Origin of the sequence: Enterobacter cloacae complex sp. P1B, from assembly GCF_014982345.1 — a bacterium.
Taxonomy (GTDB): domain Bacteria; phylum Pseudomonadota; class Gammaproteobacteria; order Enterobacterales; family Enterobacteriaceae; genus Enterobacter; species Enterobacter bugandensis.
The window spans coordinates 176,700-201,221 of the sequence record NZ_JADCLF010000013.1; the positions used below are offsets into that span (position 1 = coordinate 176,700).

At 49.6% G+C, this 24,522-nt stretch carries 32 protein-coding genes; 25 read left to right on the top strand and 7 right to left on the bottom strand.

The window, feature by feature from the left end; genetic code table 11:
• Positions 1 to 134: 134 nt before the first annotated feature.
• Positions 135 to 536, bottom strand: a complete 402-nt coding sequence (locus tag INF77_RS13665) for a helix-turn-helix domain-containing protein (RefSeq protein ID WP_131634502.1) — start codon at positions 534 to 536, stop codon at positions 135 to 137.
• Between the two features lie 102 nt (positions 537 to 638).
• Between INF77_RS13665 and INF77_RS13670 the strand changes: the two genes are divergently transcribed.
• The 7 genes from INF77_RS13670 to INF77_RS13700 all read left to right on the top strand — a co-directional run bounded on the left by INF77_RS13670 (position 639) and on the right by INF77_RS13700 (position 4,789).
• Positions 639 to 866 carry a YdaS family helix-turn-helix protein gene (locus INF77_RS13670; protein WP_131634503.1) on the top strand — a complete coding sequence of 76 codons (228 nt, stop codon included), beginning with the start codon at positions 639 to 641 and terminating at the stop codon, positions 864 to 866.
• A 2-nt stretch (positions 867 to 868) separates the two neighbouring features.
• Positions 869 to 1,420, top strand: coding sequence for a toxin YdaT family protein (locus INF77_RS13675; RefSeq protein WP_193533035.1), 552 nt, complete (start codon positions 869 to 871; stop codon positions 1,418 to 1,420).
• Positions 1,421 to 1,504: 84 nt separating this feature from the next.
• Complete coding sequence (locus tag INF77_RS13680) at positions 1,505 to 2,422, top strand: replication protein (protein WP_193533036.1); 918 nt, start codon at positions 1,505 to 1,507, stop codon at positions 2,420 to 2,422.
• Positions 2,419 to 3,105, top strand: a complete 687-nt coding sequence (locus INF77_RS13685) for a replication protein P (RefSeq protein WP_193533037.1) — start codon at positions 2,419 to 2,421, stop codon at positions 3,103 to 3,105. Before INF77_RS13680 ends, INF77_RS13685 begins: the two co-directional genes overlap by 4 nt.
• A gap of 288 nt (positions 3,106 to 3,393) precedes the next feature.
• A complete protein-coding gene (locus INF77_RS13690; RefSeq protein WP_063452983.1) occupies positions 3,394 to 3,843 on the top strand; it encodes a carboxymuconolactone decarboxylase family protein in 450 nt (149 codons plus the stop codon).
• 301 nt (positions 3,844 to 4,144) lie between these two features.
• Positions 4,145 to 4,363: a hypothetical protein gene (locus tag INF77_RS13695; RefSeq protein ID WP_075209031.1), complete on the top strand. Its 219-nt coding sequence runs from the start codon at positions 4,145 to 4,147 to the stop codon at positions 4,361 to 4,363.
• A gap of 108 nt (positions 4,364 to 4,471) precedes the next feature.
• Positions 4,472 to 4,789: a nitroreductase gene (locus tag INF77_RS13700; RefSeq protein ID WP_193543096.1), complete on the top strand. Its 318-nt coding sequence runs from the start codon at positions 4,472 to 4,474 to the stop codon at positions 4,787 to 4,789.
• 378 nt (positions 4,790 to 5,167) lie between these two features.
• On the opposite strand, the gene INF77_RS13705 is transcribed toward INF77_RS13700, so the two are convergent.
• The gene (locus INF77_RS13705; RefSeq protein ID WP_193055889.1) at positions 5,168 to 5,683 is read right to left on the bottom strand and encodes an NAD(P)H-dependent oxidoreductase; all 516 of its coding nucleotides are present in this window, start codon (positions 5,681 to 5,683) and stop codon (positions 5,168 to 5,170) included.
• 15 nt (positions 5,684 to 5,698) lie between these two features.
• Entirely contained in the window at positions 5,699 to 6,664 is a 966-nt protein-coding gene (locus INF77_RS13710) for an aldo/keto reductase (RefSeq protein ID WP_193532998.1), read from the bottom strand.
• 117 nt (positions 6,665 to 6,781) lie between these two features.
• On the opposite strand from INF77_RS13710, the gene INF77_RS13715 reads away from it, so the two are divergent.
• On the top strand, positions 6,782 to 7,675 hold the full coding sequence (locus INF77_RS13715; protein ID WP_193532999.1) for a LysR family transcriptional regulator: 894 nt from the start codon (positions 6,782 to 6,784) through the stop codon (positions 7,673 to 7,675).
• Positions 7,676 to 7,874: 199 nt separating this feature from the next.
• On the opposite strand, the gene INF77_RS13720 is transcribed toward INF77_RS13715, so the two are convergent.
• Entirely contained in the window at positions 7,875 to 8,762 is an 888-nt protein-coding gene (locus INF77_RS13720; protein WP_114455272.1) for a LysR family transcriptional regulator, read from the bottom strand.
• Positions 8,763 to 8,904: 142 nt separating this feature from the next.
• On the opposite strand from INF77_RS13720, the gene INF77_RS13725 reads away from it, so the two are divergent.
• From INF77_RS13725 to INF77_RS13735, 3 genes are all read left to right on the top strand, one after another.
• Entirely contained in the window at positions 8,905 to 10,302 is a 1,398-nt protein-coding gene (locus INF77_RS13725; RefSeq protein ID WP_193533000.1) for an amidohydrolase family protein, read from the top strand.
• 14 nt (positions 10,303 to 10,316) lie between these two features.
• Positions 10,317 to 10,790, top strand: a complete 474-nt coding sequence (locus INF77_RS13730; protein WP_046622862.1) for a DMT family transporter — start codon at positions 10,317 to 10,319, stop codon at positions 10,788 to 10,790.
• Positions 10,791 to 10,888: 98 nt separating this feature from the next.
• A complete protein-coding gene (locus tag INF77_RS13735; protein ID WP_193533001.1) occupies positions 10,889 to 11,749 on the top strand; it encodes an SMP-30/gluconolactonase/LRE family protein in 861 nt (286 codons plus the stop codon).
• A 107-nt stretch (positions 11,750 to 11,856) separates the two neighbouring features.
• On the opposite strand, the gene INF77_RS13740 is transcribed toward INF77_RS13735, so the two are convergent.
• Positions 11,857 to 12,807 (bottom strand): aromatic alcohol reductase, encoded by a 951-nt coding sequence (locus INF77_RS13740; RefSeq protein WP_193533002.1) that lies wholly within the window; start codon positions 12,805 to 12,807, stop codon positions 11,857 to 11,859.
• A gap of 69 nt (positions 12,808 to 12,876) precedes the next feature.
• Here INF77_RS13740 and INF77_RS13745 point away from each other — a divergent pair, with 69 nt between their 5' ends.
• The 11 genes from INF77_RS13745 (at position 12,877) to INF77_RS23480 (ending at position 19,528) form a co-directional block, all read left to right on the top strand.
• Positions 12,877 to 13,311, top strand: a complete 435-nt coding sequence (locus tag INF77_RS13745; RefSeq protein WP_204275541.1) for a helix-turn-helix domain-containing protein — start codon at positions 12,877 to 12,879, stop codon at positions 13,309 to 13,311.
• 189 nt (positions 13,312 to 13,500) lie between these two features.
• A complete protein-coding gene (locus tag INF77_RS13750) occupies positions 13,501 to 14,457 on the top strand; it encodes an alpha/beta hydrolase (protein WP_163280264.1) in 957 nt (318 codons plus the stop codon).
• A gap of 581 nt (positions 14,458 to 15,038) precedes the next feature.
• A complete protein-coding gene (locus INF77_RS13755; protein WP_063429019.1) occupies positions 15,039 to 15,263 on the top strand; it encodes a DinI family protein in 225 nt (74 codons plus the stop codon).
• 106 nt (positions 15,264 to 15,369) lie between these two features.
• On the top strand, positions 15,370 to 15,612 hold the full coding sequence (locus tag INF77_RS23260) for a hypothetical protein (protein ID WP_242658864.1): 243 nt from the start codon (positions 15,370 to 15,372) through the stop codon (positions 15,610 to 15,612).
• A gap of 39 nt (positions 15,613 to 15,651) precedes the next feature.
• Entirely contained in the window at positions 15,652 to 16,254 is a 603-nt protein-coding gene (locus INF77_RS13760; RefSeq protein WP_063429017.1) for a DUF1367 family protein, read from the top strand.
• Positions 16,254 to 16,460: a hypothetical protein gene (locus tag INF77_RS13765; protein WP_074164615.1), complete on the top strand. Its 207-nt coding sequence runs from the start codon at positions 16,254 to 16,256 to the stop codon at positions 16,458 to 16,460. The genes INF77_RS13760 and INF77_RS13765 overlap by 1 nt, the downstream gene beginning before the upstream one ends.
• Positions 16,461 to 16,462: 2 nt before the next feature.
• Positions 16,463 to 16,825 (top strand): crossover junction endodeoxyribonuclease RusA, encoded by a 363-nt coding sequence (rusA, locus tag INF77_RS13770; protein ID WP_063429082.1) that lies wholly within the window; start codon positions 16,463 to 16,465, stop codon positions 16,823 to 16,825.
• Positions 16,822 to 17,655 carry an antitermination protein gene (locus INF77_RS13775; protein ID WP_063429014.1) on the top strand — a complete coding sequence of 278 codons (834 nt, stop codon included), beginning with the start codon at positions 16,822 to 16,824 and terminating at the stop codon, positions 17,653 to 17,655. Before rusA ends, INF77_RS13775 begins: the two co-directional genes overlap by 4 nt.
• Positions 17,656 to 18,373: 718 nt before the next feature.
• Positions 18,374 to 18,598, top strand: a complete 225-nt coding sequence (locus tag INF77_RS13780) for a class II holin family protein (protein ID WP_014884012.1) — start codon at positions 18,374 to 18,376, stop codon at positions 18,596 to 18,598.
• Positions 18,576 to 19,070 carry a lysozyme gene (locus INF77_RS13785; RefSeq protein ID WP_063429013.1) on the top strand — a complete coding sequence of 165 codons (495 nt, stop codon included), beginning with the start codon at positions 18,576 to 18,578 and terminating at the stop codon, positions 19,068 to 19,070. The genes INF77_RS13780 and INF77_RS13785 overlap by 23 nt, the downstream gene beginning before the upstream one ends.
• A complete protein-coding gene (locus tag INF77_RS23480; protein ID WP_063429011.1) occupies positions 19,067 to 19,528 on the top strand; it encodes a lysis protein in 462 nt (153 codons plus the stop codon). Before INF77_RS13785 ends, INF77_RS23480 begins: the two co-directional genes overlap by 4 nt.
• A gap of 31 nt (positions 19,529 to 19,559) precedes the next feature.
• Here INF77_RS23480 and INF77_RS13795 read toward each other — a convergent pair whose 3' ends face one another.
• Together INF77_RS13795 and INF77_RS13800 are read right to left on the bottom strand one after the other, a co-directional pair.
• Positions 19,560 to 20,078, bottom strand: a complete 519-nt coding sequence (locus INF77_RS13795; protein WP_131797871.1) for a hypothetical protein — start codon at positions 20,076 to 20,078, stop codon at positions 19,560 to 19,562.
• A 176-nt stretch (positions 20,079 to 20,254) separates the two neighbouring features.
• Positions 20,255 to 20,779: a hypothetical protein gene (locus tag INF77_RS13800; RefSeq protein WP_131797870.1), complete on the bottom strand. Its 525-nt coding sequence runs from the start codon at positions 20,777 to 20,779 to the stop codon at positions 20,255 to 20,257.
• A gap of 78 nt (positions 20,780 to 20,857) precedes the next feature.
• Here INF77_RS13800 and INF77_RS13805 point away from each other — a divergent pair, with 78 nt between their 5' ends.
• From INF77_RS13805 to INF77_RS13815, 3 genes are read left to right on the top strand one after another with little or no spacing between them, the layout of a single operon-like run.
• Positions 20,858 to 21,847: a terminase small subunit gene (locus INF77_RS13805; protein WP_193532847.1), complete on the top strand. Its 990-nt coding sequence runs from the start codon at positions 20,858 to 20,860 to the stop codon at positions 21,845 to 21,847.
• On the top strand, positions 21,825 to 23,132 hold the full coding sequence (locus INF77_RS13810) for a terminase large subunit domain-containing protein (protein ID WP_024907196.1): 1,308 nt from the start codon (positions 21,825 to 21,827) through the stop codon (positions 23,130 to 23,132). The genes INF77_RS13805 and INF77_RS13810 overlap by 23 nt, the downstream gene beginning before the upstream one ends.
• 1 nt (position 23,133) lies before the next feature.
• Positions 23,134 to 24,522, top strand: a complete 1,389-nt coding sequence (locus INF77_RS13815) for a DUF4055 domain-containing protein (protein ID WP_193532848.1) — start codon at positions 23,134 to 23,136, stop codon at positions 24,520 to 24,522.

Consider the following 24,522-nt stretch of genomic DNA (forward strand, 5'->3'; position numbering starts at 1 on the left):
GTTATATTTTATGTGATGAGGTTCATACATTTTAAGCTATCAGAAAAACTAATATAAACTTACTACATAATCGTTTTTGCTTTGATGACATCATAAGATGATATCGCCACCAAAACGCTTTGAATCCCTTAATTTTACGGGCCATTACGTTCGCTCGAACGAATCCGTCCTCTAACGTATTTCTCGTATAGCTCATCGAGTTCTTTTAGGCGAATCGCAAAGACACGTAGCATGTTTTGTTGTTCTTCTTCTGGCAATTGGCGGTATAGCTCTAGAAGCCGCTGTTCGTCAGGTTTAAGACCATCTTTTTGATCGACCTCTTGTCCTAAAAGCCAAGCAAGACTAACCCCAAGAGCATCCGCAAGCTTGATTGCGGAACTTTTGCCGATAGTACCGCGGACGAACCAATTGTTTACAGACTGAGCACTGACACCACAGATGCGCGCTATGTCTGCTTTAGTAATGCCCTTTTGCTCAATTATCTCATTGAGTCGGCGCACTTGTGGATGATCTGTCTGATGAGTTTTTTCTTTCATAACAGAATTCTAAACCAAATGTTTATCAACTCAACAATCATAAAGTTGACACTTATATAAACATAATGTTTAATTGGTTGGGTGTTTTCTAGGAGTAGAAAAATGGACGCATTAAACAAAGCTATCGCTTCCGCAGGTAACTCAGCGAAATTGGCTGAACTTTTATCGACTTGCCCCATGAATATTAGCCACTGGAGGAACAGAAACAACGGGCGGGTGCCTCAAGCTCGTGTGCTTCAAATTTTCTACGCTACTGGCGTGACTCCTCACGAACTTCGCCCCGATCTCTATCCAAATCCAACAGACGGTTTACCTAAACAGGAGCCCTAACAATGCAAACTGTTTCATTTCAACAGAGTAGCAGAGCTTCCTCTAATACACTGATATTCCCGTGTCATCAAAGCGAATCTGCAACGCAGGATATTGATCATCGCGATATTTGTTCTGCAGTCCGGGCGTGGTCAGCGGCAGAAGGGCGCGTAGCAGTTGCGCTTCAAATCCAAGAAGCGGCGGAAGAACTTCAACTCGATGGCGTGGATTTTTCAGGCCAGGCCGATGTCTGGAACGTGAAGCTGTTCCGTTGGCTGGATAACAAAGAAGACTCCGCATCGTACCGAAAGAACGTCGAACAGCTGGTGCCCGCGATCATGTCTGTATTACCACTTCGATATCGCGACCGTGTCGTAAAGAACGACTCGTTTGCCTACCGGATGGCCAGGTTGGAGAAAGAGGTGAGTGAGGCGAAGCAAGCTCTGATGCTCGATGCACCGAAGAAGGAAAAGCTGAAGGAGTTAGGTGAGGGGATTTTCGAAATGTTCAGAGTCGATCCGGACCTTACGGCGCCGCTGCTGGCGATGGTCACAACTATGCTGGGGGCTATGTGAAGACTTCAAAAAAGGCGAAAGCCGCGGTGCTCGAACACCAACGGCTTTCAGGTGCAAAAACGGAGTGTAATTGCGGAGCTAAGTATGTCAAACACAGCTGAAATTATCAATTTCCCCCACAGAACCGAACAACCGGGAGGTCGTATGGCCGACCTGTCGAATGGGTATACCAAGGTCGCTAACGAGATCCAACAGCTCAAGCCTCGTCTGAGAATGTCAGGCCGGGAATGGCAGTGTTTTGAGGCGGTGATCTGGCTTACCTACGGCTGGAACAAGAAACAGGACCGCGTTACGAACACGGTGATCGCCGAGCTTACTGGGCTGAGTGATTCCCACGTTTCTGATGCGCTCAAATCACTCGCAGAACGCAAAATTATCTTCAGTCAGAAGCAGGGCATGATGAAAACGGTCGGTATAAATACTGACCTTTCAGCCTGGATTTTAGACAAACCGAAAACGGGAAAAACCTTCCCGAAATCGGGAAAAGTGTTACCGAAAACGGGAAAAACCTTCCCGGAAACGGTAGACACCCAAGACTATAACAAGAACAATAATAAAATATCCTCGTCTCGGAATTCTGACGAATCCCGAAACCAGAAAACTCAAAAGTTTCTCTCTCGCCATCCTGAAGCTGCCGACGGGATATACACCCCGGCAGGTAAATCATGGGGATCCGCTGACGACCTCAAGGCCGCCCGCTGGATTTACGACAGGCTTCTCACCGTCAACGCATCGCTATCTGAACCCAACTGGGCTGAATGGGCAAACACCATCAGGCTGATGCGTGTCCAGGACAATCGTACTCACTACGAAATCTGTGACCTGTTCCAGTGGGCCAACCGGGATGAGTTCTGGAAAGACAACATCCTGAGCCCCTCAAGTCTACGAAAGCAGTGGGATCAGCTCACCACCAAGCGGCTGCGCGCAACCGGAACGGCAAAGCTATCCCAGGGAGGCATTGACCTGCATAACACCGACTGGATTGACGGGGTGCTGGAATGAAAAACCTTGCCGAGAGTATTCGCGATTTTGACCGGGAACAGGCACGCCGTGTGGCACACAACATGCCTGAGCAGTACACCGAACGCGAACAAACGCAGCAGGTGGCGCAGATTATCAACGGGTTATTCGTACAGCTGGCGGCCGCGTTTCCGGCAAGCCTGGTTAATCGCAGCCAGGAAGACGTGAACGAGATCCGCCGGCAATGGGTGCTGGCCTTTAAAGAAAACGGGATCACAACCATGGAGCAGGTCGAAGCCGGCATGCGCATGGTGCGTCGCCAGGATCGCCCGTTCCTGCCTTCGCCAGGCCAGTTCATCAAGTGGTGCAGGGAAGGGCGCTGCGTGCTGGGGATCACCACCGCTGACGTCATGGCTGAGTACTGGAAGTGGCGTAAGCTGGTGTTCCGGTACCCGAGCAGCGAGCAATATCCGTGGCCTAAGCCGGTTTACTACCACATTTGCCTCGAGCTGCGTCGTCGTGGTACCGATGGTCAGTTGAGCCACAAAGAACTAGAGCGCGAAGCCAGCGACATTCTGGATGTGTGGGAAAAGCGGGTGCTGGCCGGAAAGCCGATTCCGCCTGTTCGTCGAGCGTTGGCGGCGCCAGTATCGTCGAAGGGGCAGACACCTGCAGAGCTTCTCAAAGCTAAATACGAGCGAATGAAGGCTGATGGAAGGGCATAGGAAAGAAATGATTCGCTATGAGCGAGAAGCGGACTTTACCGTGGATTTTATCAGCACTCAGGGATTGCTTTTAATAAACGTTATCCAGTTTTACTGCACGAGGTACCCCATGATTGTCCTACCGTTTTACCCATTTTTTGTCTCTTTTATCTACGACATAAATCGCTAAGATTACAACGTCTGAGCAGACGTACTAATTTAAATTCTGTCACTCAGTCGTAGCGATTCTGTGAGGCATCTTTTTATTAACAAAGGTTTACTTAAATAACTCAAAAAAGGGGATATAAGATGAAGCGTCCAAACTGGTTTCAAGTTTCCGATAAAGGTGGCAAGGCTATAGCAGCGCTCCATCATTACGCCACTACTGGGACAAGTTTACCTGCCGAACTGATCCATTTAATTTTTTTGAGAGTTTCCCAGATCAATGGTTGTGCACACTGCATAGATATACATACTCGCGATCTTATCAAGAGTGGCATGTCCGTCGAAAAGATTGTATTGGTGCCTGTCTGGCGAGAAGCTACCTATTTATTCTCGGATATAGAGCAAGCTGCCCTCTCATGGGCGGAAGAAGTTACCCGTGTTAGTGAAACACATGCTTCCGATGAAGCATATTCCGCAGCGCTTTCTGTATTCGGTGAAAAAGATTTGGTTGAACTTACCATTGTTATTGCCACCATGAATGCCATTAATCGTATGGGTATTAGTTTTAGAATGAAGCCGCTTGCTAAAGCCTGATAGATGTAAATAGCTCCCATAATGGACTTTAGAGCTGTATTAAAATCTGCTTCTGGCACAAAGCTGACATTCCAGCCTTTGTATGTCCGTAAAAACTACCTTCACGTGATATGCCGCTTCGCGTAATGACGAGGCGCTTGTGTGACATGCTGGAAAACCAACTTAGATGTTTACTGAAAGCCTGATTACCTTGGCTAAATGACCCTTAGAAATTTCTAAGGCGAAATAGTCACATAAGTCTTCTCCACGTGTGTTATAACCGAGTTTCAAATCGCCACCACTGGCGGTTAAGAGGCATCTCATGAAACTACGTGTCACAAGAGCAATCGGCCTCAGCAAGTTCTCGCCACGTTGGGTTAAGGTTATCTGTTTACGATTGACTAAAAACGATATTGAGCGCTCCCTCAATGCACTTCTGGCCACAATTGATGAATCTGAGCTCTCTCCGGAGCAAGTCAAAGCATTAAGGGAATGTGTTGACAGAATTAACCTGGCAAGAGGAAAGGGGTTTCAGGCGTGAGCACGTAAGACACTGATCGCATAACGATTTGAAGGTTTTCTTCCTATTCTTATATTATGTTTTTCATTATGTAAATTTTCTAAGCGACAGACTTTATGAGAGGTAATGATGGAAAAGGACTTAAAGCCAGAACAAATCGAAATCGTAAACCGTATTGTCTTTGAGCAGATAGACAAGATGCAGGCTAGGGTAGCCGAGATTGTTGCTGAGACGGAGAGAGCTGCGCATCAGCAGTTGCAGGATCACGGGATTGACTTGAGCGACTTTTATCCGGCTAATAAAGATTTTTTGATGATGACTATTATTCAATATTTGATAGATCAAGTACATGGTGGCGATATGGTTCTTGCCCAAAAGATGATCACCATGGAAGCAAAACGCCTTAATGTTAACGTACATGTTGAGGCCAATAAAACGAAAGATTAAGTTGACAGCAGCAGTACTGCAACGCTTGTTTGTCGGACGTTTGCCTCGCCAGTATCGCCGAATGGACCTACGCCGGCGGAGCTCCTGAAAGCCAAATATGAGCGAATGAAGGCTGATGGGAGGGCATAGAGATGAACTGGTCCGCTTTGAGCGAGGAGCGAACATTGCAAATAGCGTTCTGTGTCAATCAACGGGGAGCAGATATCTTCACCCCTTTATCTCGGAAAGGCAAAGCGTAGGGGCAGGTATCTTGTGTTTGCTGAGGGCAGTAACAACAGCCATCAGCAGCCATAGTTGTGCAGGTTGCCACAATTATAATCCTCAGCGACAACCAGCACATCAGAGCGTTTTAATAATCGAAAGAATGCATGATGCTAATCAGACTAATACCGTTTTGTAGCGTTCAGCCTGTGCCGCAATTTCCCCGTCGGTGATCGTCGCACTTCCGCCGGTAATGAAAGGCTTGAGATAATGCATACCCAGATACCCGGAGATTGTTTCAAAGGACAGCAGATATTCGCTAACCGTATGACCGGCTGCTCCATCAGGCTGATACGCAGACTCAGCACCACCGAGCGAAACTGCCAGCATGAGTTGCTTGCCATGCAGCGCCTGTGTTTCGCCACCATGTGACCAGCCGTAGGTCAGTACATCATCAAGCCACTGCTTGAGAAGTGGCGGCGTGCTGTACCACTGCATCGGGAACTGCAGCACAATACGATCGGTATTTTCCAGCGCAGCCTGTTCAGCGGCCACGTCGATTTTACCATCCGGATACATGTCATACAGATAACGTACATTAATATCGGGCAGTGAAGCTGCACTATTTGCCAGCGCCGAGTTAACACGGGACAGATGAATGTTGGGATGGGTAACAAATACAGTTGTTTTCATTTCGATCTCTTATTTTTAAAAGAATGTTTCGTCAATTTGAATCTTGGATAAAGCTTCATTGATGTCATTTAATTCGGCATCACTGAGCTGAACATTTGCAGCCTGAAAATTCTCTTCCAGCCGGTGTAATTTCGTAGTTCCCGGGATCGGCACGATATAAGGCTTCTGAGCCAGTTCCCATGCGAGCACAACCTGTGCCGAAGTTGCGTTGTTTCTTTCGGCAATGTCAGCGATTAGATTAAGAAGTGACTGGTTATTTTCCATAACCTCAGGTTTAAAGCGCCCCATCATGCCCCGGTAATCGCCTTCCCCGTAGGTGGTATTAACTGTCACCTGACCACTCAGGAATCCATTACCCAGCGGGCTGTATGCCATAAAGCCAATATCAAGTTCATCGCAGACTTTAAACAGATCCTGCTCAGGCTTACGCCACATCATCGAATACTGATCTTCAACTGCGGTAACCGGGCAGACTGCATGGGCACGCCGTATGTAAGACGCTGGCGCATTGGATAGGCCCCAGTACTTTATTTTGCCTTCGGCGATCAGCTCTTTCATTAATCCCGCCACGACTTCCGGCTCAACTTTTGGATCAACGCGATGCTGATAAAACAGGTCGATATGGTCGGTTTGAAGGCGACTGAGTGAACCTTCCAGTTGCTTTCTGACAGACGCCGGACTGCTGTCTAACACTGGCACCAGTTGACCATCAATAGTTTCCATCCCGGTTACGCCGAACTTGGTCGCGATGACGACGCTGTCCCGGTGTTTTTTGAGCGCAATACCCAGAAGTTCTTCATTTTCAAATCCGTAAATAGGGGCAGTGTCGAACAGGTTGCAACCCAGCTCCACAGCCTTATCAATCAGTTTTGTTCGTTCACGGATGTCAACTGAATAGCCATAGCCATGATCCATGCCCATGCACCCCAGTCCCATTTCCGATACGACAAGCCCCTGGCTCCCCAACCTTCTCATTTTCATAGTGAATCCTGACTTTTCTTAACGCAGTGATGTTTTAGAGCGGTTAAGTATATGGCTGGATTTGTTGCTTAAAAATTGTTAATTTTGAAAGTCAGAATTGCTAAAAAAACAACAATCATGAATAAACTAGATGCGCTGAAATTTTTTGTTGCCGCTGCAGAAACGATGAATTTTCGTGAAGCAGCGGTCAGACTGGCCATTTCTCCTTCAGTGGTGACGCGTACTATTGCTGAACTGGAAAATCAGCTCGGCGAGCCACTTTTTAAGCGGAATACCCGATCTATTGTGCTGACCAGCTTTGGTGAGCTCTTCCTGCCGGGGGCCATTCGTTTGCTTGAGGATTCAGAGGCCCTGTTTCAGACGGCCAGAGATGACAACGAGATGAAGGGGATTGTGAGGATCACCCTGTTTCGCTTTCCCGGGCACGAACAGGTACTCTATGAGCTTCTGAATGCGCTTCGTCCTTATCCTGAGCTGTTTATAGACTGGCGGCTGGACATGATGAAGCTGGATACTGTTCAGAACCGCATTGACATGGGGATCCGTATTGAGCGGGAGCCAAATCCGAACTTTATTATCAGGCCCATTACGCTTGTTCATCACGCGCTGATGGCATCACCCGGGCTCATTGAGAGGCTGGGTGCGCCGGAAAATTTCGACGATCTGCGTCAGCGCTATCCTTTCAGTGGCCTGTTGAATCCTGAAACCGGCAAAGTATTCGAATATATGCTCGATGGCGTAGATACTTTTGTACCACGACATCTTGAATTTATTACTACCGACTCCCAGTCTGAGATTCAGGCTGCATTAGCCGGTAAAGTAGTGATCCAGTCGAGTAATCTGGCCTGCAGGGAATATCTCGAAGACGGCAGGCTGGTGAATGTTTTACCGGAACTAAAACTGGAAACCTGGCAGCTTTATCTTTACCGGCCCTATCAGACCCTTGTACCGCAACGCATCAGGACCGTTTTTCACATCCTTGAAGATATTTTACTCAGACATTTCAGTTAAAAGAGGCCCCGGATGCGGCTGGCGTTCTTAGCCGGAGGCGTTACTTTTAAAACGGAGAATTGAATTTTTGGGTACAGCTCTTTACCGGTGAAACCGCCGTTCCGGAATGGACGCATCCGCGAAGCAAAGCCTGCCGTCCTGCCAGGTATCCTGAATACTGCTGACTTTTAATGTGCTCCGGGTGGCTGTAACAAACATATCAACTAAAGATTTCATCTACCCAGTCTGCAAATGCGCGTACGGCGGGTGAAAGAAAACGCTGATGGGGATAAAGCAAAGTGACAGGAACAGACGACGGCTGCCAGTCGGCTAGGACTTCAACCAGCGTTCCTTTTTGCAGGTGTTCTGCTACAACGTTTTCAGCAAGCTGCGCCAGTCCGAACCCTTCGAGGCACATTTTTATATAGAGTCCCGTCTCATTGACGGCTGCCTGCCCGCTGACGGATACAGACAGCGTTTCTGTTCCCTGTACAAAACGCAATTCGTCTGTACGTCGGTTTTGCCCTGAAAAATAATGAATAGCCCTGTGATGAGATAAATCCTGAGGTGACTGTGGAATACCATACTTTCTGAGATATTCGGGAGAGGCACAGGTGATCCAGCGGAACTGCCCAAGCGGACGGGCAACAAGTGTTGAGCTAAGCAACTCTCCGGTTCTGATCACGCAATCCACACCCTCCTGAACCAGATCAACTTGCCGGTCACTGACACCGATCATCAGGTAAATATCAGGATACCGGCTGTAGAATTCTTTCAGATTTGGCATAACGATGAAATGGGCTATACCGCCGGGCATATCAACGCGTAAGCGGCCCCGGGGGCGCTTGTTCGAATCAGCCAGACTGGCTTCAGTATGTTCAATTAAGGCAAGGATTTCCCTGCATTGCGCCAGGTATTGCAGACCTTCAGACGTAAGGCTGACCCTCCTTGTGGTCCGGTTGAGCAGACGCACCTGCAGATATTTCTCCAGGTTTTTGATGGTGCTGGTAACAGTAGAGGAAGGCAGGGACAGTGTTTCCGCTGCCCTGACAAAGCTTCCGGCTTCAGCCACCCTTAAAAAAACCTGCATAGCCTGAATGCGATCCACCTGACTGCTCTCCTGAATATCGTGTAACGTTGTTAACCATTATTATTCGTTAATTCTGAATTATGAAAACACGTTAGTCATCTTTTTCATCTTAATCGGGAGGCGTATCGTTTTCCTTCTTAATCTGAAAGAGACGATTACAATGACCAATTACAACAGAAATATTGTTAAGAAACAGACGGAAAACCCGCCGGTAACGCTGATTCGCGGCGCAACCATACTGAGTATGGACGATAGCGTCGGTAATATTGAGCGCGGTGACATTCTCATCAACGGCTCAATCATTACCGCCGTTGGTCAGAACCTTGACGCACCAGGTGCTCGTGTTATTGATGCCAAAAATATGATTGCCATGCCTGGGATGGTTGATTCTCATCGTCACGCCTGGGAAGGTCAGCTACGCCGCATCAACCCCAACGCCACCTGTCTGGACGACTACAGCAACGCCACGCACTTTTCGTTCGCTAAATATTACCGTCCTGAAGATATCTATGTCGGCAACCTGCTGACGGCGCTGGGCGCGATTGACGCGGGTATCACTACGATGATCGATAACTCGCATAACAGCCGTACCGCAGCGCATTCCGACGCTGCAGTCGAGGCTCTGCTTGATAGCGGCATTCGCGCCATTCATGCTTCCGGTGCACCGGTTGCGGGTGAATGGGATCGTGCACACTGGCCAGGTAACTGGCAGCGTCTGCAGGAAAAGTATTTCAGGGATAACCCAGAGGGTCTTGTAACTTTGGGGGTTATGGCTCAGCTGGAGCCAGAATTATGGGCTGAAGCGCGCAGGCTGGGGTTGCCGATCGTGACCGAATTCTTTGGTGCTGAAATGGCTTCAGAGCTTAAATCACTGCATCAGCAGGGTCTGCTTGGCCCGGACAATATATTCAACCACTGCACGGCACTGCCTGATGAAGGCTGGGAAATCCTGCGAGAAGCCGGTGTCCGGGTGAACGTCTGCCCGCGCTCAGATTCGCACTATGGCATTGAAAGCGGGATATTTGCCATTGAGGCCGCACAGCGCCATGGCATCAATCCCGGCCTGAGCGTGGATAACGAAACGTCTTACAGCACAGATATGTTTATGGAAATGCGCGTGGCGTTCTATCTGCAGCGGGTAATGGGTATGCATAAGCAGCACTGCTGTGATTCAGGGCATTCATTAATAACGCTCCCGGCAGCGCAGCTGCTGAAGTCGGCGACCATCGATGGTGCGACCTGTGCCGGGCTACAGGATAAAGTGGGTAGCCTGACGCCAGGAAAACAGGCCGACCTGATCCTGATTAATGCTGCTGATCTCAATCTCTACCCGAACGGGAATGCTTTCGGGACGGTGGTGCATGCAACTGAACGCAGCAACATCGATACCGTTATGATTGGTGGGCGCATCGTCAAGAAGAACGGTAAAGTTCTGGGCGTGGACAGCGAGCGTCTTCGTGCAGCCATCGATGAATCACGCGAACACCTTTTTGCTGCCGCCGGGTATGAGCCGGACATCTTTGCGGAGAAATTTCTGCCGCTGGTACAGGCAAACTGACAGGGAAAAACAGCATGAGCGCGATTTATTACGTAATAGCTTTTGCAGCGGGTCTTGGTATTACTCTGCAGACGACCCTGAACAGTCAGCTCGCAAAAGGACTCGGGGGGGACCCGGTCACCGCCGCATTCTTCTCATTTACGGCCGGGGCGTTGAGTCTCGGGATTTACTCGCTGCTTCGTGGAGGGTTATTTACCTCTCTCGCTGCTATTCCTTCGCAGCCTGCGTGGAGTCTGGCGGGCGGTCTGATCGGTGCCTGTGCGTTATTCAGCTACGTGGTGCTGGCACCGAAAATCGGTTTTTCAGCTCTGCTAGGGCTGGCAATCGTTGGGCAGTTACTCTCGTCGCAAATGATTGACCATTTCGGTCTGCTGGGTGCTGTTAGGCGACCGGTTTCGCTGCTCAAACTGGGGGGCATGCTGGTCATGCTGGCAGGACTCGCCATCATGCTTTTTGGTGACAAACTTTCAGCGCGTTTTTTGCCCTGACAGGGTGGGGAATGCTCCTTACGGCGCTCTGCCATAGTGCAGATGGCCGTAAGCTATTGTTCAGGCGATGCGAAACTTTTATATGCGGGAGAAATAACATGTTTTCAGTGGCTGCTGATACCAGAAATTTGCTTGGAGAGTGCCCAATCTGGTGCGAGAGGACTCGCAGGATTTATTGGACTGACATTGAAGGCAGCGAGCTGCTTGCCCTTGAAGAAGACACCGGTGTTGTGATGCGCTGGTCGCTGCCTGAGCGCCTCGGATCGTTTGCACTTACTGAAAATTCTGACGTTTTACTGATGGGGCTGGCGTCCAGATTCGCCTTCTGCGATCTGAATACGGGTATCTTTACACCGGTAGTGGGGTCACCGGGAGGGCCGGGAACACGGACAGGGGATGGTCGGTGCGACCGTGAGGGTAATTTCGTCTTCGGGACCATGGATGACGGGTACCCCGCGAAAGTCATCGGAAAATTTCACAGGCTAAATGCAGCGACACTCAGCATTGAAACGCTACCCCTGCCTGAGGTGTCCATCCCGAACAGCATCTGCTTCAGTCCGGACGGCAGCACGATGTATTACTGTGACTCGATGCAGGGCCGTATATTGTGCTGTGATTATCCCACTATGAATAACCAGCGTGTGTTCACTGCAACAGAGGGAAAGGGGGCGCCTGACGGCTCCTGCGTGGACGCAATGGGCTATATCTGGAATGCCGAATGGGGAGGAAGCCGTGTTGTACGTTATCGTCCGGACGGAACGACGGATCGTATCCTGCCCTCCCCAGGAATTCAGAGCACTTGCCCGACACTCGCGGGAGAAGAATTCACAACGCTGTATTGTACTAGTGCCAGCGTGGGTCTTTCTGTGCCGTCAAGGCATGATGGAGCGCTGCTAAGAGCGAAATCAGCCGTATTCCCCGGTTTACCGGAGAGCCGGTTTTCAGCTCACACAGCTTAACCGCTTTACTATCAGTGCCAACAGGGGGAACAGAGTCTTTCTCATCACCTATTCGGGTAGGCAGGAGAAAGACTCTGGTATTTATTACAGCAGCCTAAATACGTCTATCATGAGTTGCCTGGGATCAGGTTTGCATTAATCCAGGCTGCCACATCGGTAACTGGAATGTTATGGCGTTCATTGAATGTCTGCTTTTTATCCCAAGCAACTCCCCGCCCCTGTGCAAAAACGGCACGATACTTAGACATCATGTCTTGCGGGTTGAGCGCCAGTTTATCCATCAGATGTTGTTCGCTCCATTCCGTGCAGCTGAAAGGACGGCCAAGCGCTGATTGCAGCTTATCTGCCACATCTGCGTAGGTCAGTGTATCACCGGCGATATATACAATTTCGTTCCGAATGCGAGGAGTGTTAAATACAATCGCTGCCGTTAGCATCCCGATATCATCCGGTGTTGTCAGCGTCATGGTGTTGTCAATACTGCCGAGTGCGTGAACAGTATCGTTCTGTAGATCGACCACACCGAAGTCTGGTTCGAACAAATAGCTCATGAAGATGCCGGTCGAAATGATGACCCACTCGGTTTCATGCTGGCTGCGTAGTAAATCACGCACGTCAATCTGCGCGTCGAAGATGTCTTGTGGACTGCCGCGTCCGATGGCATCAAAATCGGCACCAAACTGCCATGGAAAATATCGTGGAATCCGCGCCTGCAGAGCCGCCTGCGCCAGTTTCATCGGTGTATTTATTCCAGCCGCGTACCCCGTGCAGCCAACGACTGTGTCAAATTGCGCAAAGAGGCTGGCCAAATCGTCGACAGAACTCATGACGAGATCACCTGTGACAATATTAATACCGAGGTTTCTGATTTCCTTGAGAACTAATTTTTTTCCATGTTCATCTGAAGTTAAGGTACTTTCGCGCAACAGCACGCTGATTTTTGTTCCCTTCAAATCTTTTGCCCGAAGGGCAAGATTTCGCAGAACGGGGAGGCCCAGCTCACCGGCACCGAGCACGAGGATATTTTCAGACGTAGTGTTAAGATCAATTTTGTTCATAATCTGGCCTTACATGAATTGTTGCGCCACTCTAGCAATTCACAACAGGCTAAAAAAGAAGGTACATGTATGATACCGGGAGTCAGTGAAATGGATCGGGACGAGATTCTTCAGTATTCGCAGGCTGTTTGTAAGGGGCTGAGAGACGATGATGATGGCTTGCGGCGGGAAGTGCTGACCCATGCAGGAAGTCGCTGGTCATTGGGTGTTATCAACACTCTTGGCGTGTATGGAAGACTACGCCATGCTGAGATTGGTAGGCGTATGCACGGAGTGACTCAGCGCATGCTGACGCGCACATTACGACAACTTGAGCGGGACGGCCTTGTTATCCGCCATGATTTCAATGAAGTTCCACCACGAGTCGAATACGAGCTGTCTGATACTGGTATGGAACTGCTTGTTCGTATGATTCCGCTATGGACCTGGATCGTCGAAAATGCGGATCGATTTCGTGAAGACAGGTTAAAATATAACAAAAATAACAGCAATCCAATGACGTAACTGTTTCTGAATGAAAAAACATCACTTCCCAGGATTTGTCACAAATACTGTACTTGCATGGATAAGTCTTGAGAATGAATATTTATATTAGTTATACAGGGAAAGAACCGATCTCACTAGACTCGTACGGGATGATATAGTTATAGAGGATTCGATTCTTCGGAGATCTGTTTTCAATGGAAGCTTTTTATGATTTCTAAACAAACTGGCGCAGTATCTTCTGATCATTACAATCTTCCCGGTTATGTTCATGGAGCAGAAATTATTCAGGTCGCTATGACGCGTAACCCGATAGATAACATCAGCGATGTTGTTTATGAGACAGTTAAAAGCACTCGCTCGGTCAGGCATTTACACATGTCTTTTCTGGTGCCTCGTACCAGTTTTTTGAAACCAGCCATCATCTATTTTCCTGGAGGAGGATTTATGACGGCTGAGCACAACAAATTTATGGAAATGCGTATGGCCCTGGCGGAGGCTGGCTTTGTTGTTGCTGCGGCAGAATATAGGACAATCCCGGATACCTTCCCTGCACCAATAGTAGATGCTAAAGCAGCAGTAAGATACCTTCGTCAACATGCCCCCGATTATGGTATTGACCCCTCACGAATTGGTGTATTTGGCGATTCTGCTGGAGGATGGCTGGCTCAGATGCTGGGTACCACAAATGGCGATAAATCATTCGAACACGGCGATTTTCTCAGCCAGTCCGCTGATGTGCAGGCTGTGGCCACGCTTTACGGAATATCAGACCTGCGTAACATAGGTGATGGTTTTCCTGATCACCGTCAAAAAGTGCATCAGTCTCCTGCGGTCACGGAATCACTGCTAATTAATGGTGTTGCTTTCAGGAACTTTCCAGGCGCATCCATCGCTTCTACACCTGAGAAAGCGATAAATGCAAGCCCCATAGGACATATTAGAGGGCGCAAACCTCCATTCCTGATAATGCATGGCACTAAAGATACATTAGTATCACCAAAGCAGAGCGCAACGCTTTACGAAGGCCTTTTGGACGAAGGAAATAAAGCGGACTACGTACTTATCGAAGGCGCCGAACATGGTGATTATCACTGGTATCAACCCGAGGTCATCAATGTGGTTGTTGACTGGTTCTGCCGGCATCTTTGTCCTGAAAATACATGATGACCTTGTCCGCCGATTAGTAACTCAGATTGTTGTTAGCTACGTGCACATATGGCACGAAGCGGTCATGATGGCTAGGATGAAGGTCTGCTATTAGCAAAAGCCGACGCGCCATTCATCGAAAGAACGAAAAAAACCGCCTCACGGCGGTTTTGTTGCCCGCTAAGGAAGATGTGTTTGCGAGTCGTGCTGCGAATCCAATGAAAAATATACCTACAAGCGCGTTTCCAATGGCAGATAACCTCCGGGTGCCTTTTAGACGGCTGTCACGACTGATTCTATTCAGCCAATATCTGCTGTTGGAACAAAACTGACATCTCATCCTCTGCCTTAAGGTGAACTAATGGCTCTCTGGTCAGGATGTGGTGCTTGTGTGTCATGCAAAAAAACAAACATATTATTGCCTTCGCCCTCAAACCTAACCCCCTATATGCCATTAAAATAGATGTGGCCTTTGGTTCGTGTATGGGCCACACAACCTCAATGATATCCATCGTATGCTCTTAAAACGTTGCAAAATCCGTAACATAAGTTTATAAATATACTGTATATACATACAGTTGTTCGTTGCGGAGGGAATAATGAAAATTGAGTTAACCATTGATCGTATGAAGAAACTTCCTGATGGAGCTTTACCTGCTCTCGAGTCAGAACTGCTCAAAAGACTTAGCAAGCAATTCGATGATTGCCAGCTAACGATTAAACGTGCCAGTAATGATGGTTTGACTGTTTTCGGAGGTGACAAGAAAGAGGTCGAACATATCCTGCAGGAGACCTGGGAAAGCGCGGACGAGTGGTTTTATTAATCGCGTGAATTTCACTGGAGCAGTTTCAAAGAGTATCGCTGTTTGCGTTCCCCTGGCTGTTCCCGATTACTGTTTATCGCGTCGATAAGTCGCTCTGGGGGAAATAGTGTGTAGTACAGATGCCTTTAATGCAGATGATCAATGGTACGACGTGGTCAGAAGGGCCGATAAAGCAGTTATCTATAGCTTCCCGGCGGAAGGGAGATATCTGGTTTATCGAGTAAATGGAATAGTTTCATTACGACCGTTACTCGAAGACGAAGAAATCTTCACTCTCAACGGGTTTATGCAATTTGCAAAACGACTGGGGTACCGAGTTACACCACCGTCTGATATTATTCTTTCATAGGCCTGAACACCCTATACCTGATGCGCCACGGAGAGAACCATGGCGCTAGAATTACAACTTATCAAACACCACTCAGGAATACTGATCCCGGCTACGCCCGAGACCAGCGATATCCTGCAATCCAAAACCCGACTCGGCGATGTTCTTGTTGCCGAGTTCAGGCGGGCACGAAACCCGGCATTTCACCGACGCTTTTTCGCGCTTCTCAATCTCGGTTTTGAATACTGGGAACCAACCGGCGGGGCTATCTCGAGTAACGAGCGGAAGTTGATTACCGGCTACGCAAAGTTCCTGGCTTCTTATGGCGGGAATGAGGGGGCGCTGATCGATGCTGCTGAGCAGTATCTTGAGCAGGTGGCTTACCGGCGCGTCACGAATGGCATTAGCCTGTGCAAATCCTTCGATGCTTACCGCTCCTGGGTTATCGTTGAGGCAGGGCACTTTGATGCCATTCAGCTGCCAGACGGAACACTCAAAAAGCATCCTCGTAGCATCTCATTCGCTAACATGGACGAACTCGAATTTCAGCAGCTCTATAAAGCTGCGCTCGATGTCCTCTGGCGCTGGGTCCTGTCCCGTTCATTCCGCAGTCGTGATGAGGCCGAAAACGTCGCCGCTCAACTGCTTGGCTTTGCGGGGTGATGGGGATGAAACATTCTTGGTTCCACCACACCGATTGCAGCACCGAACAGGCCGACGAACTGATTAAGCGTTACAAAGCGCGCGGCGTCCGTGTTGAGCGTAGCCTTAACCCGGATTACGTGACATGGACTGTCAGTGCATTCTTGCCGACCTCAAATACACCAGCGCGCCCGGACAGCCGCTGGCGAAACCGGATGTGGGGGTGAGCGTGAAGACATATCAAATCACTTTGCCCTGGCCGCCGAGCAATAACCGGTATTACCGGCACAACCGCGGGCGCACGCACATTAGCGCTGATGGTGTCGCGTACCGCTATGCAGTCGCCAGCGTCATTCGAAGCGCCCGGCTTAATATCCGCACGGCCGCACCACTCAAAATCCGTATCGATTGTCACATGCCCGACCGCCGGCGCCGCGATCTGGATAACCTGCAGAAAGCTGCATTTGACGCTTTGACCAAGGCGGGATTCTGGCTGGATGACAGCCAGGTAATCGATTATCGCGTTGTGAAAATGCCTGTCATTAGGGGCGGGAAATTAGAACTCACCATTACCGAGCTGGAGACCGCATGAATCTTGAAAACACCCTCAAATATCACTTCGCCAAATCGACAATGATTAGCGATTCTCCGCTTGCAACGGCGTCAAACTCATTAACCGGAACGGATATCATGGCCGCTATGGGCATGACGCAGGAACGGGCAGCTCTGGGATACAGCGCTTTTCTCGGGAAGATGGGTATCAGCAACAATGACCGGGAGAGGGCAATTGAGTTGCTGGCTCAGTATGCGCTGACCAAGTGCGATCGGGTGGCTGCCCTGCGCAAACTGGATGCCAGGGTTAAGCCATTAGTGATGCACCAGTTGGCCACCTTCGCGTTTGAGGATTATTCCCGCAGCGCCGCCAGTGTGAAGCAGTGCGATGGCTGCAATGGGGAAGGGTTTATAGACGCTGAGGTTTTCAGCATGAAGTCTCACACGCCGACAAAAGAGAAGAAGTTCGTGAAGATGTCTTTGCACATGGGTGTCGAGAATATTCGACCTTCTAAGTATGAGGTGCGTAGGCAGGTCATGGAGGTAGCGCGCGTTCTCTGCCCTCAGTGCAAGGGTAAGAAGGTTGTAAGTAGCGCCTGTAGAGACTGTCATGGACGCGGGAAAGCCGTTAATCAGGTTCTTACTGAACAGCAGGGTGTGCCGGTTCTGGCTGACTGTAAGCGCTGCAGCGGGCGGGGGTATGAGCGTATCCCCTCCACTGAGGCTTACGCCGCGATGTGCCAGATAACGGATGCAATCAGCCTCGATACCTGGAAGAAGTCTGTTAAGCCATTTTACGATCAGCTAATCACCAAGTTTGATATCGAAGAAGCATGGGCAGATGCACAGTTGAAGCAGATAACAAAGTAGGGTGTTATTTTATCGTGAGCTATTTACTTTTCCCGAATCTGTGGTAATTTTGCTCTAACGATGGGTTATTGCCTTCGTTTAAAGCCCTGCGGTTAACCCCGTGGGGCTTTTTGCGTCTGGCGATTTATGAATTATTGAAGAGCTAGCGCTGTAACGGAAAAAATAAGCGATGCTTCGCCAGCTGCGAGCCTTTTAGTATCCATGGAAGAAGAAGCGAATCTTCAAACCGACAAATTTCAAAACTGGCCAGACATAATGCTGGATTAAATATAGGACTGGTGGAACAACCAATGTCGCACCAGTTGCGCAGAGTGCGTATACCGCCGAGTCCTTTGCGATTAATGAGTAATTTAGGTTAAGTGTTTCAAGATTAATTGCATTGGCTGTACTCGAACCTACAAATCCAGAGCCAAAAACAACCAGAAACACATAAAGTGATACTGTTATGAGCCTTAAAATTAACCGAATGTATTTCACGATGAACACCTGCTGATTGATGTCATCGTTTTACACAAATGCCATCTGTTTAGCTAGCTTCTAGGTCGCTTGGTTCTAAATAATATCCTGTTCATTGCCTTACTCTCACATTGCCAGCCTGTCGCTGGCTTTTTAATTTCAGGCTCCAAGAACCATCATCGACACGCCTTCTTGTTAAATCGTCCCGACGGACTGACCCTTTTCAAACACACAGCACCCGCTAACTACGCGAGGTGAGAGTATGTATCGCATGGACAAACTAACCACCGGTGCTGCTTACGGCGCTTCAGCCGGTAGCATCCTAAACGGCATGCTGAATGCCTATAGTCCCGAGCAGTGGAACGCTATCGGCGTGCTGGTGGGCATCATCATCGCTGTACTGACGTATCTGACGAATCTCTATTTCAAAATCCGCGAAGACAACCGCCGCAGCAGGAGCCGAGATGAACCCGACACTCCGAAATAAGCTGGTGGGCGCCGTTGTTGGCGGAGCCAGCGCAATCACTATTGCAGCTGTGATGCTGGGCAATGCGGATGGACTTGAAGGAAGACGCTATTACGCTTATCAGGATGTCGTCGGTGTCTGGACTGTTTGCGATGGGCACACCGGCGCTGACATTCGCCGTGGTCACCGCTACACCGATAAAGAATGTGACGCTTTGCTGCAATCCGACCTGCGCAAGGTTGCTGTAGCTATCGACCCGATGATTAAGGTCCATGTTCCCGATACCACTCGGGCCGCGCTTTACTCCTTCACCTATAACGTGGGAACGGGAGCATTTAGCAGATCGACGCTGCTGAAAAAATTAAATTCCGGCGACGTTCCGGGTGCATGCAAAGAACTGCAGCGCTGGACGTATGCCGGTGGAAAGCAGTGGAAGGGACTGGTAACCCGCCGACAGATTGAGCGGGAAGTTTGTGAGTGGGCCCAGAAATGAGCCGATTAACAGCAATGATCTGCGCTGTCGTTATGTGCCTGCTGGTTTCCATGACATGGGCGATTAACCACTACCGCGACAACGCCATCACCTACAAAGACCAGCGCGATAAAGCCACCGAGAAGCTCAGCCTGGCGAACGCCACCATCAAAGACATGCAGTCCCGGCAGCGAGATGTCGCTGCGCTGGATGCCAAATACACCGGAGAACTGGCAGATGCCAAAGCTACTATTGATCAGCTTGAGCGCGATGTTGCTTCTGGCAAGCGTCGGCTGCAGCTCAACGCCAGATGTTCCGCGAACAGAGCGACCAGCACCGGCGGCATGGGCGATGCTTCCGGCCCCCGACTTACTGACTCCGCTGAACGGGATTATTTCACCCTCAGGGAGCGAATTGTCACAGTGACAAAGCAGGTTGGATATCTGCAGCATTATATTAGAGCTCAGTGCTTGAAATAAGGATTATCTATGGTAAGTGACTCTGCTTTTTTCAACCGCCAAGCTCTGAGGAGCCTAGCCCCGATATTTTGAAATGTTCTAAATTTTGTGCAACTATTCTGCCGCGCTTAGCTGCGGCAATGCGATATAAAGTTTCAACAAGTTCGCTCAATTGAATGTTATAGGCTTTGACTTCATCTAATGAAATCGTTTTATCACTAGCATCGCTGTGTAAGACCTCATCAAACGGCGCTTCACCTGGCCCAGCATCAGTCCAAAAAACAAGCTTAACTGTATTGTGAGCGATGAGGTTTCTCGCTTTAGTTAGCCGTTCTATGTGCTTGAAAGCTTGTACAAGCTCTTGCTGGAGGTCTAAATGTTCGTTGGAGCTATTAAGTAGATCAATGCTAAGTTTTATCTTTTTACCTAATGGTAGTTCCTTGATGTGCTTATAAATTGTAGGTGGAGTTAATTCTTCAAGAAGACTTCGCGTAAATGACTCAACAGCTCCAAATTCCAACATAAAAATACCAATATGCGGTGCCCATTTTTCGATATCTACTATTTTCATTTCCTTCTCCAAAGCTATCATGCAACTGACGTTATCACCTTATCCAAACTTCTTGGAGTGACGATAATGTCAGGCATTATCAAAACCATTACTGTAGTGCCTAACTTAATTCCAATTATAATTTTCTAATATGTTTCAGTTATTAGTTCCTTATCAGTGGGTTAGGTTATGCGTCATTAAGAGTTGTTTTCTACTCTTCTTTTGGCATCTAGATCATAAAATAGGATTTTCGCAAGGGCATCATTTACTAGTCTGGATAGCCTCATTGCATTTTCCACTTGCTTTCTCAAAGATTCGGGAGAGAAATCTTCTTCATGACCAAACGCAACCAGAGTTAAATAACTCGGCGCCTCACCTCCACCACAAATAAACCCATGAGCTAGTGCGTTTCTAATCCATAAAATGGCCTGAACTTCTTCTAGAATTTTCGCTAGATATTGCCGGTTAGGGTCCTTATCTTTGACAAAACGCAAAACTGACTGAATGCGCTCGGCCATGCTTTTTTTCATATAGGATTTACTAGCTAACTCTCCTTTGCCAAAAATGTTTCTGTGGTCTGTGATTAACATAGTATCAATTTCATTCATAACGATTATGTACATCCCAATGTAGTAGGCAAAACTGTTACGCCTTTCACCTAAGCTCATGGATTTCATTAATATTTGACTCCCAGAAAAGAAAATGGCACTCACTACAAGCATGAAATGTTCTATGGCCAACGGGCCATCAATTTAAAAGCTTACTATCCCCTTGTATAGCAAAACTTTCCAGAGGATTTTATGGCAAAACCGGACTGGGGCGAGCTTCAGCAACGGTTCCTGTCCGAACATGCCGCAACTGGCGTATCACCGAAGGAATGGTGTGAAGCGCAGGGACTGAACTACGCGACTGCCCGCCGATATATCAAAAAACCTTCTGCGCAAACTGCGCAAAAACCTGCGCAGAAAAAAATGCGCACTGCGCACAAAGAACAAAGCGCAGAAGAGCTGGTGGATGATGATGGACTTACCGCTCAGCAGCGCTTATTTGTCGCGGAGTACCTGAAGGACAACAATGCCACCGCTGCCGCTGCACGTGCTGGCTATAGTGACCCAAACTACGGTCGTCAGCTCATAGCGAATCCTAACGTTGCGCAGGCTATTGCGCGGCAGCAGAAAGCCTGCATTGTGCGCACGCTTGGCAGTGCCGATGAAGTCCTCGCGCAGATGTGGCAGCTCGCCACCTTCGATGCAAACCAGCTTTCACAGTATCGTCGCGGCGCGTGTCGTTACTGCTGGGGCTTCGGTCATCACTACCAGTGGCGCGATATGGTGGAGTTCGAAGAAAAGCGACTGGAAGCTACAGAACACGATAAGCGTGAGCCAGTCGATGTTGGAGGCTATGGCTACGACCATACCCGAGAACCAAACCCTGCATGCCCGCGCTGTAATGGCGATGGCATCGGCCAGCCTTATTTCCCTGACACACGCAAACTCCCGACAGTCTCACGGCTCGCTTACTCCGGTGTGAAGGTCGGCAAAAATGGCGTCGAGATAACCGCAATCAGCCGTGAGCGCATGTTCGAAGCAGTGATGAAACGGCTTGGCCTTGCTGATAGCGAGTTCGCCCAGCGCCTGCAGCAGATAGAAATCGAACGCCGGCAGCTTGAGGTCGAGAAACTCCGTAAAGAGCTGGCAGGTGAAGGTGAGGAGGATGAACCAACCCCAGTGCAGATCAATATCAACGTAGTGGATGCGAGGGCAGACGATGGGGATCAGCCCGACACTTAACATTCCTCAGGCGCGGTTCCTCGCGATGCAGCACAAATTCAAAGCCTACGTTGCCGGGTTCGGCTCCGGTAAGACGTGGGTAGGTTGTGGCGGCATCTGTAAGGGGATGTGGGAGCACCCTAAAATCAACCAGGGCTATTTCGCGCCAACATATCCGCAGATCCGTGACATCTTCTACCCGACGATTGAAGAGGTGGCCTTTGACTGGGGGCTGAGCGTGAAAATCAACGAGGGGAACAAAGAGGTTCACTTCTACGAGGGGCGGCGCTACCGCGGGACAACCATCTGCCGCTCGATGGAGAAGCCCGGCTCGATAGTCGGTTTCAAAATCGGTAATGCGATGGTGGATGAGCTGGACGTCATGGCGGCTGCCAAAGCGCAGCAGGCGTGGCGAAAAATCATCGCTCGTATGCGTTACAAGGTTGATGGGCTGCGTAATGGCATCGATGTAACGACGACGCCAGAAGGGTTCAAGTTCGTCTACCAGCAGTTCGTGAAGGCGGTACGTGAAAAGCCCCAACTGGCGGCCCTGTATGGGCTGATTCAGGCCAGCACGTTCGACAATGCGAAGAATCTACCGCCTGATTACATACCATCGCTGCTGAGCTCTTACCCTGACGAACTGATTCAGGCCTATCTGCGCGGGAAGTTCACCAACCTTAACAGCGGGACCATTTACCACACCTTCAACCGTAAGCTAAATAACTGTTCTGACGAGATTCAGGATGGGGATCCGCTGTTCATTGGTATGGACTTCAACGTGGGAAAAATGGCCGCGATTGTTCACGTTAAGCGTAATGGCCTGCCGCGTGCGGTTCGTGAGCTGGTCAAGGTCTATGACACGCCGGCGATGATTAAGCGCATTCAGGAAGAGTTCTGGCGCTACGAGGATGGTCGCTACGTTAAAAACCGGGAGATTTACATCTATCCGGATGCATCAGGGGACTCACGCAAATCCCAGAACGCCAGCAAGACCGATATTGCTCAGCTCAACGATGCCGGATTCAGCGTCATTGTAGATGATGCCAACCCGCCGGTTAAAGACCGCATCAACTCGATGAATGCTATGTTCTGTAACGCCAACGGTGAGCGCCGCTATCTGGTGAACGTCCAGAACTGCCCGGTTTATACCGAGAGCCTTGAGCAGCAAATCTGGGCGGCAAATGGCGAACCGGACAAATCAGCAGATAACGATCACCCCAATGATGCTGGTGGGTACTTCATCGTGAAGGATTACCCGATCGTGAAACCGGCATACTCAATCACCATGGACACCACTTTCTGATATGGCAAACGACGACATCACCTGGGTTCGACCAGAACACCGGGCGGCTTCTGCTGCCTGGCGGAAATACAGGGACTTTTGCAAAGGGGCTGAGGCAGTAAAAGCGGCGGGTAATAAATATCTGCCGTATCTCGACCCAACCGATAAATCCACGCGTAACCGCAAACGCAACGAAGACTATCTGAGTCGTGCGGTGTTCTATGCCATTGCCGGCAATACGAAGATCGGCATGCTTGGGATGGCGTATCGCAAGGACCCCACGTTTAACGGTCCGGAGAAGCTGAAGTACCTGTTGGACAATGCTGACGGGGCCGGAACCAGCATCTATCAGCAGTCACAGCTGGTGGCTGAGAACGTGCTGGAAGTTGCGCGTGAGGGGCTTTATGTCGATTACGCTGAAGCCTCCGATGAAGCGATCATCCTCCGCTATCCGGCAGAAAACATCATCAACTGGAGAACAAAGCGTATTAACGGGCGCGATCAGCTTGTGCTGGTGGTTCTGCGCGAATGTTTAGAAGAACCGGATGGTTACGCTTACAAGGATGAAATCCAGTACCGCGAGCTGGCGCTGGAAGAAGGGAGGTTCATATGCCGCGTTTGGCGCCGGGCTGGTGGCGCCGCGAGCGGAACTTACACCGTTGACAGTGAGTACCACCCTAAGCCTAAGGGAAAGGACTACTGGGACGAAATCCCGTTCACCTTTGTCGGTGCTCAGAACAACGATCCCACTATCGATGATTCCCCCCTGGCCGCGCTGGTGGAGATAAACCACGGACATTACCGAAACAGCGCTGACTATGAAGACAGCGTATGGTTTTGTGGCCAGGTGCAGCCGTATATGACCGGGCTCGATACCAACTGGCGCGACCATCTCGAGAAGAAGGGCGTGAAAATTGGTTCCCGATCACCGCTTTTACTTCCTAAGGAAGGCTCGTTTGGCTATGCCCAGGCGCAGCCGAACATGCTGGCTAAAGAAGCCATGGACAGCAAACGCGATTACATGGTGCAACTGGGCGCCCGACTGATTGAGCAGAACGCCACGGCGAAGACGGCAACCCAGGCGAGCGGTGAGCAAACATCCTCAACATCAGTGCTCGGTATCTGTGTTTCAAACGTTTCTGAGGCATACACACTTGCTCTTGGCTGGTGTGCGAAATACCTCGGCATCAAGGGAGAATCGACGAGCTATACCATCAATCAGGAATTCATCGCGAAGGTTGCTGAGTCGGGCATGGTGACGGCAATCGTCAATGCCTGGCAGTCGGGTGCGCTGCGCGATAGCGATATGATTCGAGCACTGCAGAAGCTCGATCTCATTGACCCGGCCGACAGTCCGGACGAGGTTATTGATGTGCTTCGCAATCAGGCACCAACGTTGACGGGAGGCTGA

Coding starts and splice junctions, on each gene's coding strand:
- INF77_RS13665 (WP_131634502.1), bottom strand. CDS start 536: ATGAAAGAAAAAACTCATCAGACAGATCATCCACAAGTGCGCCGACTC.
- INF77_RS13670 (WP_131634503.1), top strand. CDS start 639: ATGGACGCATTAAACAAAGCTATCGCTTCCGCAGGTAACTCAGCGAAA.
- INF77_RS13675 (WP_193533035.1), top strand. CDS start 869: ATGCAAACTGTTTCATTTCAACAGAGTAGCAGAGCTTCCTCTAATACA.
- INF77_RS13680 (WP_193533036.1), top strand. CDS start 1,505: ATGTCAAACACAGCTGAAATTATCAATTTCCCCCACAGAACCGAACAA.
- INF77_RS13685 (WP_193533037.1), top strand. CDS start 2,419: ATGAAAAACCTTGCCGAGAGTATTCGCGATTTTGACCGGGAACAGGCA.
- INF77_RS13690 (WP_063452983.1), top strand. CDS start 3,394: ATGAAGCGTCCAAACTGGTTTCAAGTTTCCGATAAAGGTGGCAAGGCT.
- INF77_RS13695 (WP_075209031.1), top strand. CDS start 4,145: ATGAAACTACGTGTCACAAGAGCAATCGGCCTCAGCAAGTTCTCGCCA.
- INF77_RS13700 (WP_193543096.1), top strand. CDS start 4,472: ATGGAAAAGGACTTAAAGCCAGAACAAATCGAAATCGTAAACCGTATT.
- INF77_RS13705 (WP_193055889.1), bottom strand. CDS start 5,683: ATGAAAACAACTGTATTTGTTACCCATCCCAACATTCATCTGTCCCGT.
- INF77_RS13710 (WP_193532998.1), bottom strand. CDS start 6,664: ATGAAAATGAGAAGGTTGGGGAGCCAGGGGCTTGTCGTATCGGAAATG.
- INF77_RS13715 (WP_193532999.1), top strand. CDS start 6,782: ATGAATAAACTAGATGCGCTGAAATTTTTTGTTGCCGCTGCAGAAACG.
- INF77_RS13725 (WP_193533000.1), top strand. CDS start 8,905: ATGACCAATTACAACAGAAATATTGTTAAGAAACAGACGGAAAACCCG.
- INF77_RS13730 (WP_046622862.1), top strand. CDS start 10,317: ATGAGCGCGATTTATTACGTAATAGCTTTTGCAGCGGGTCTTGGTATT.
- INF77_RS13735 (WP_193533001.1), top strand. CDS start 10,889: ATGTTTTCAGTGGCTGCTGATACCAGAAATTTGCTTGGAGAGTGCCCA.
- INF77_RS13740 (WP_193533002.1), bottom strand. CDS start 12,807: ATGAACAAAATTGATCTTAACACTACGTCTGAAAATATCCTCGTGCTC.
- INF77_RS13745 (WP_204275541.1), top strand. CDS start 12,877: ATGATACCGGGAGTCAGTGAAATGGATCGGGACGAGATTCTTCAGTAT.
- INF77_RS13750 (WP_163280264.1), top strand. CDS start 13,501: ATGATTTCTAAACAAACTGGCGCAGTATCTTCTGATCATTACAATCTT.
- INF77_RS13755 (WP_063429019.1), top strand. CDS start 15,039: ATGAAAATTGAGTTAACCATTGATCGTATGAAGAAACTTCCTGATGGA.
- INF77_RS13760 (WP_063429017.1), top strand. CDS start 15,652: ATGGCGCTAGAATTACAACTTATCAAACACCACTCAGGAATACTGATC.
- INF77_RS13765 (WP_074164615.1), top strand. CDS start 16,254: ATGGGGATGAAACATTCTTGGTTCCACCACACCGATTGCAGCACCGAA.
- INF77_RS13775 (WP_063429014.1), top strand. CDS start 16,822: ATGAATCTTGAAAACACCCTCAAATATCACTTCGCCAAATCGACAATG.
- INF77_RS13780 (WP_014884012.1), top strand. CDS start 18,374: ATGTATCGCATGGACAAACTAACCACCGGTGCTGCTTACGGCGCTTCA.
- INF77_RS13785 (WP_063429013.1), top strand. CDS start 18,576: ATGAACCCGACACTCCGAAATAAGCTGGTGGGCGCCGTTGTTGGCGGA.
- INF77_RS23480 (WP_063429011.1), top strand. CDS start 19,067: ATGAGCCGATTAACAGCAATGATCTGCGCTGTCGTTATGTGCCTGCTG.
- INF77_RS13795 (WP_131797871.1), bottom strand. CDS start 20,078: ATGAAAATAGTAGATATCGAAAAATGGGCACCGCATATTGGTATTTTT.
- INF77_RS13800 (WP_131797870.1), bottom strand. CDS start 20,779: ATGCTTGTAGTGAGTGCCATTTTCTTTTCTGGGAGTCAAATATTAATG.
- INF77_RS13805 (WP_193532847.1), top strand. CDS start 20,858: ATGGCAAAACCGGACTGGGGCGAGCTTCAGCAACGGTTCCTGTCCGAA.
- INF77_RS13810 (WP_024907196.1), top strand. CDS start 21,825: ATGGGGATCAGCCCGACACTTAACATTCCTCAGGCGCGGTTCCTCGCG.
- INF77_RS13815 (WP_193532848.1), top strand. CDS start 23,134: ATGGCAAACGACGACATCACCTGGGTTCGACCAGAACACCGGGCGGCT.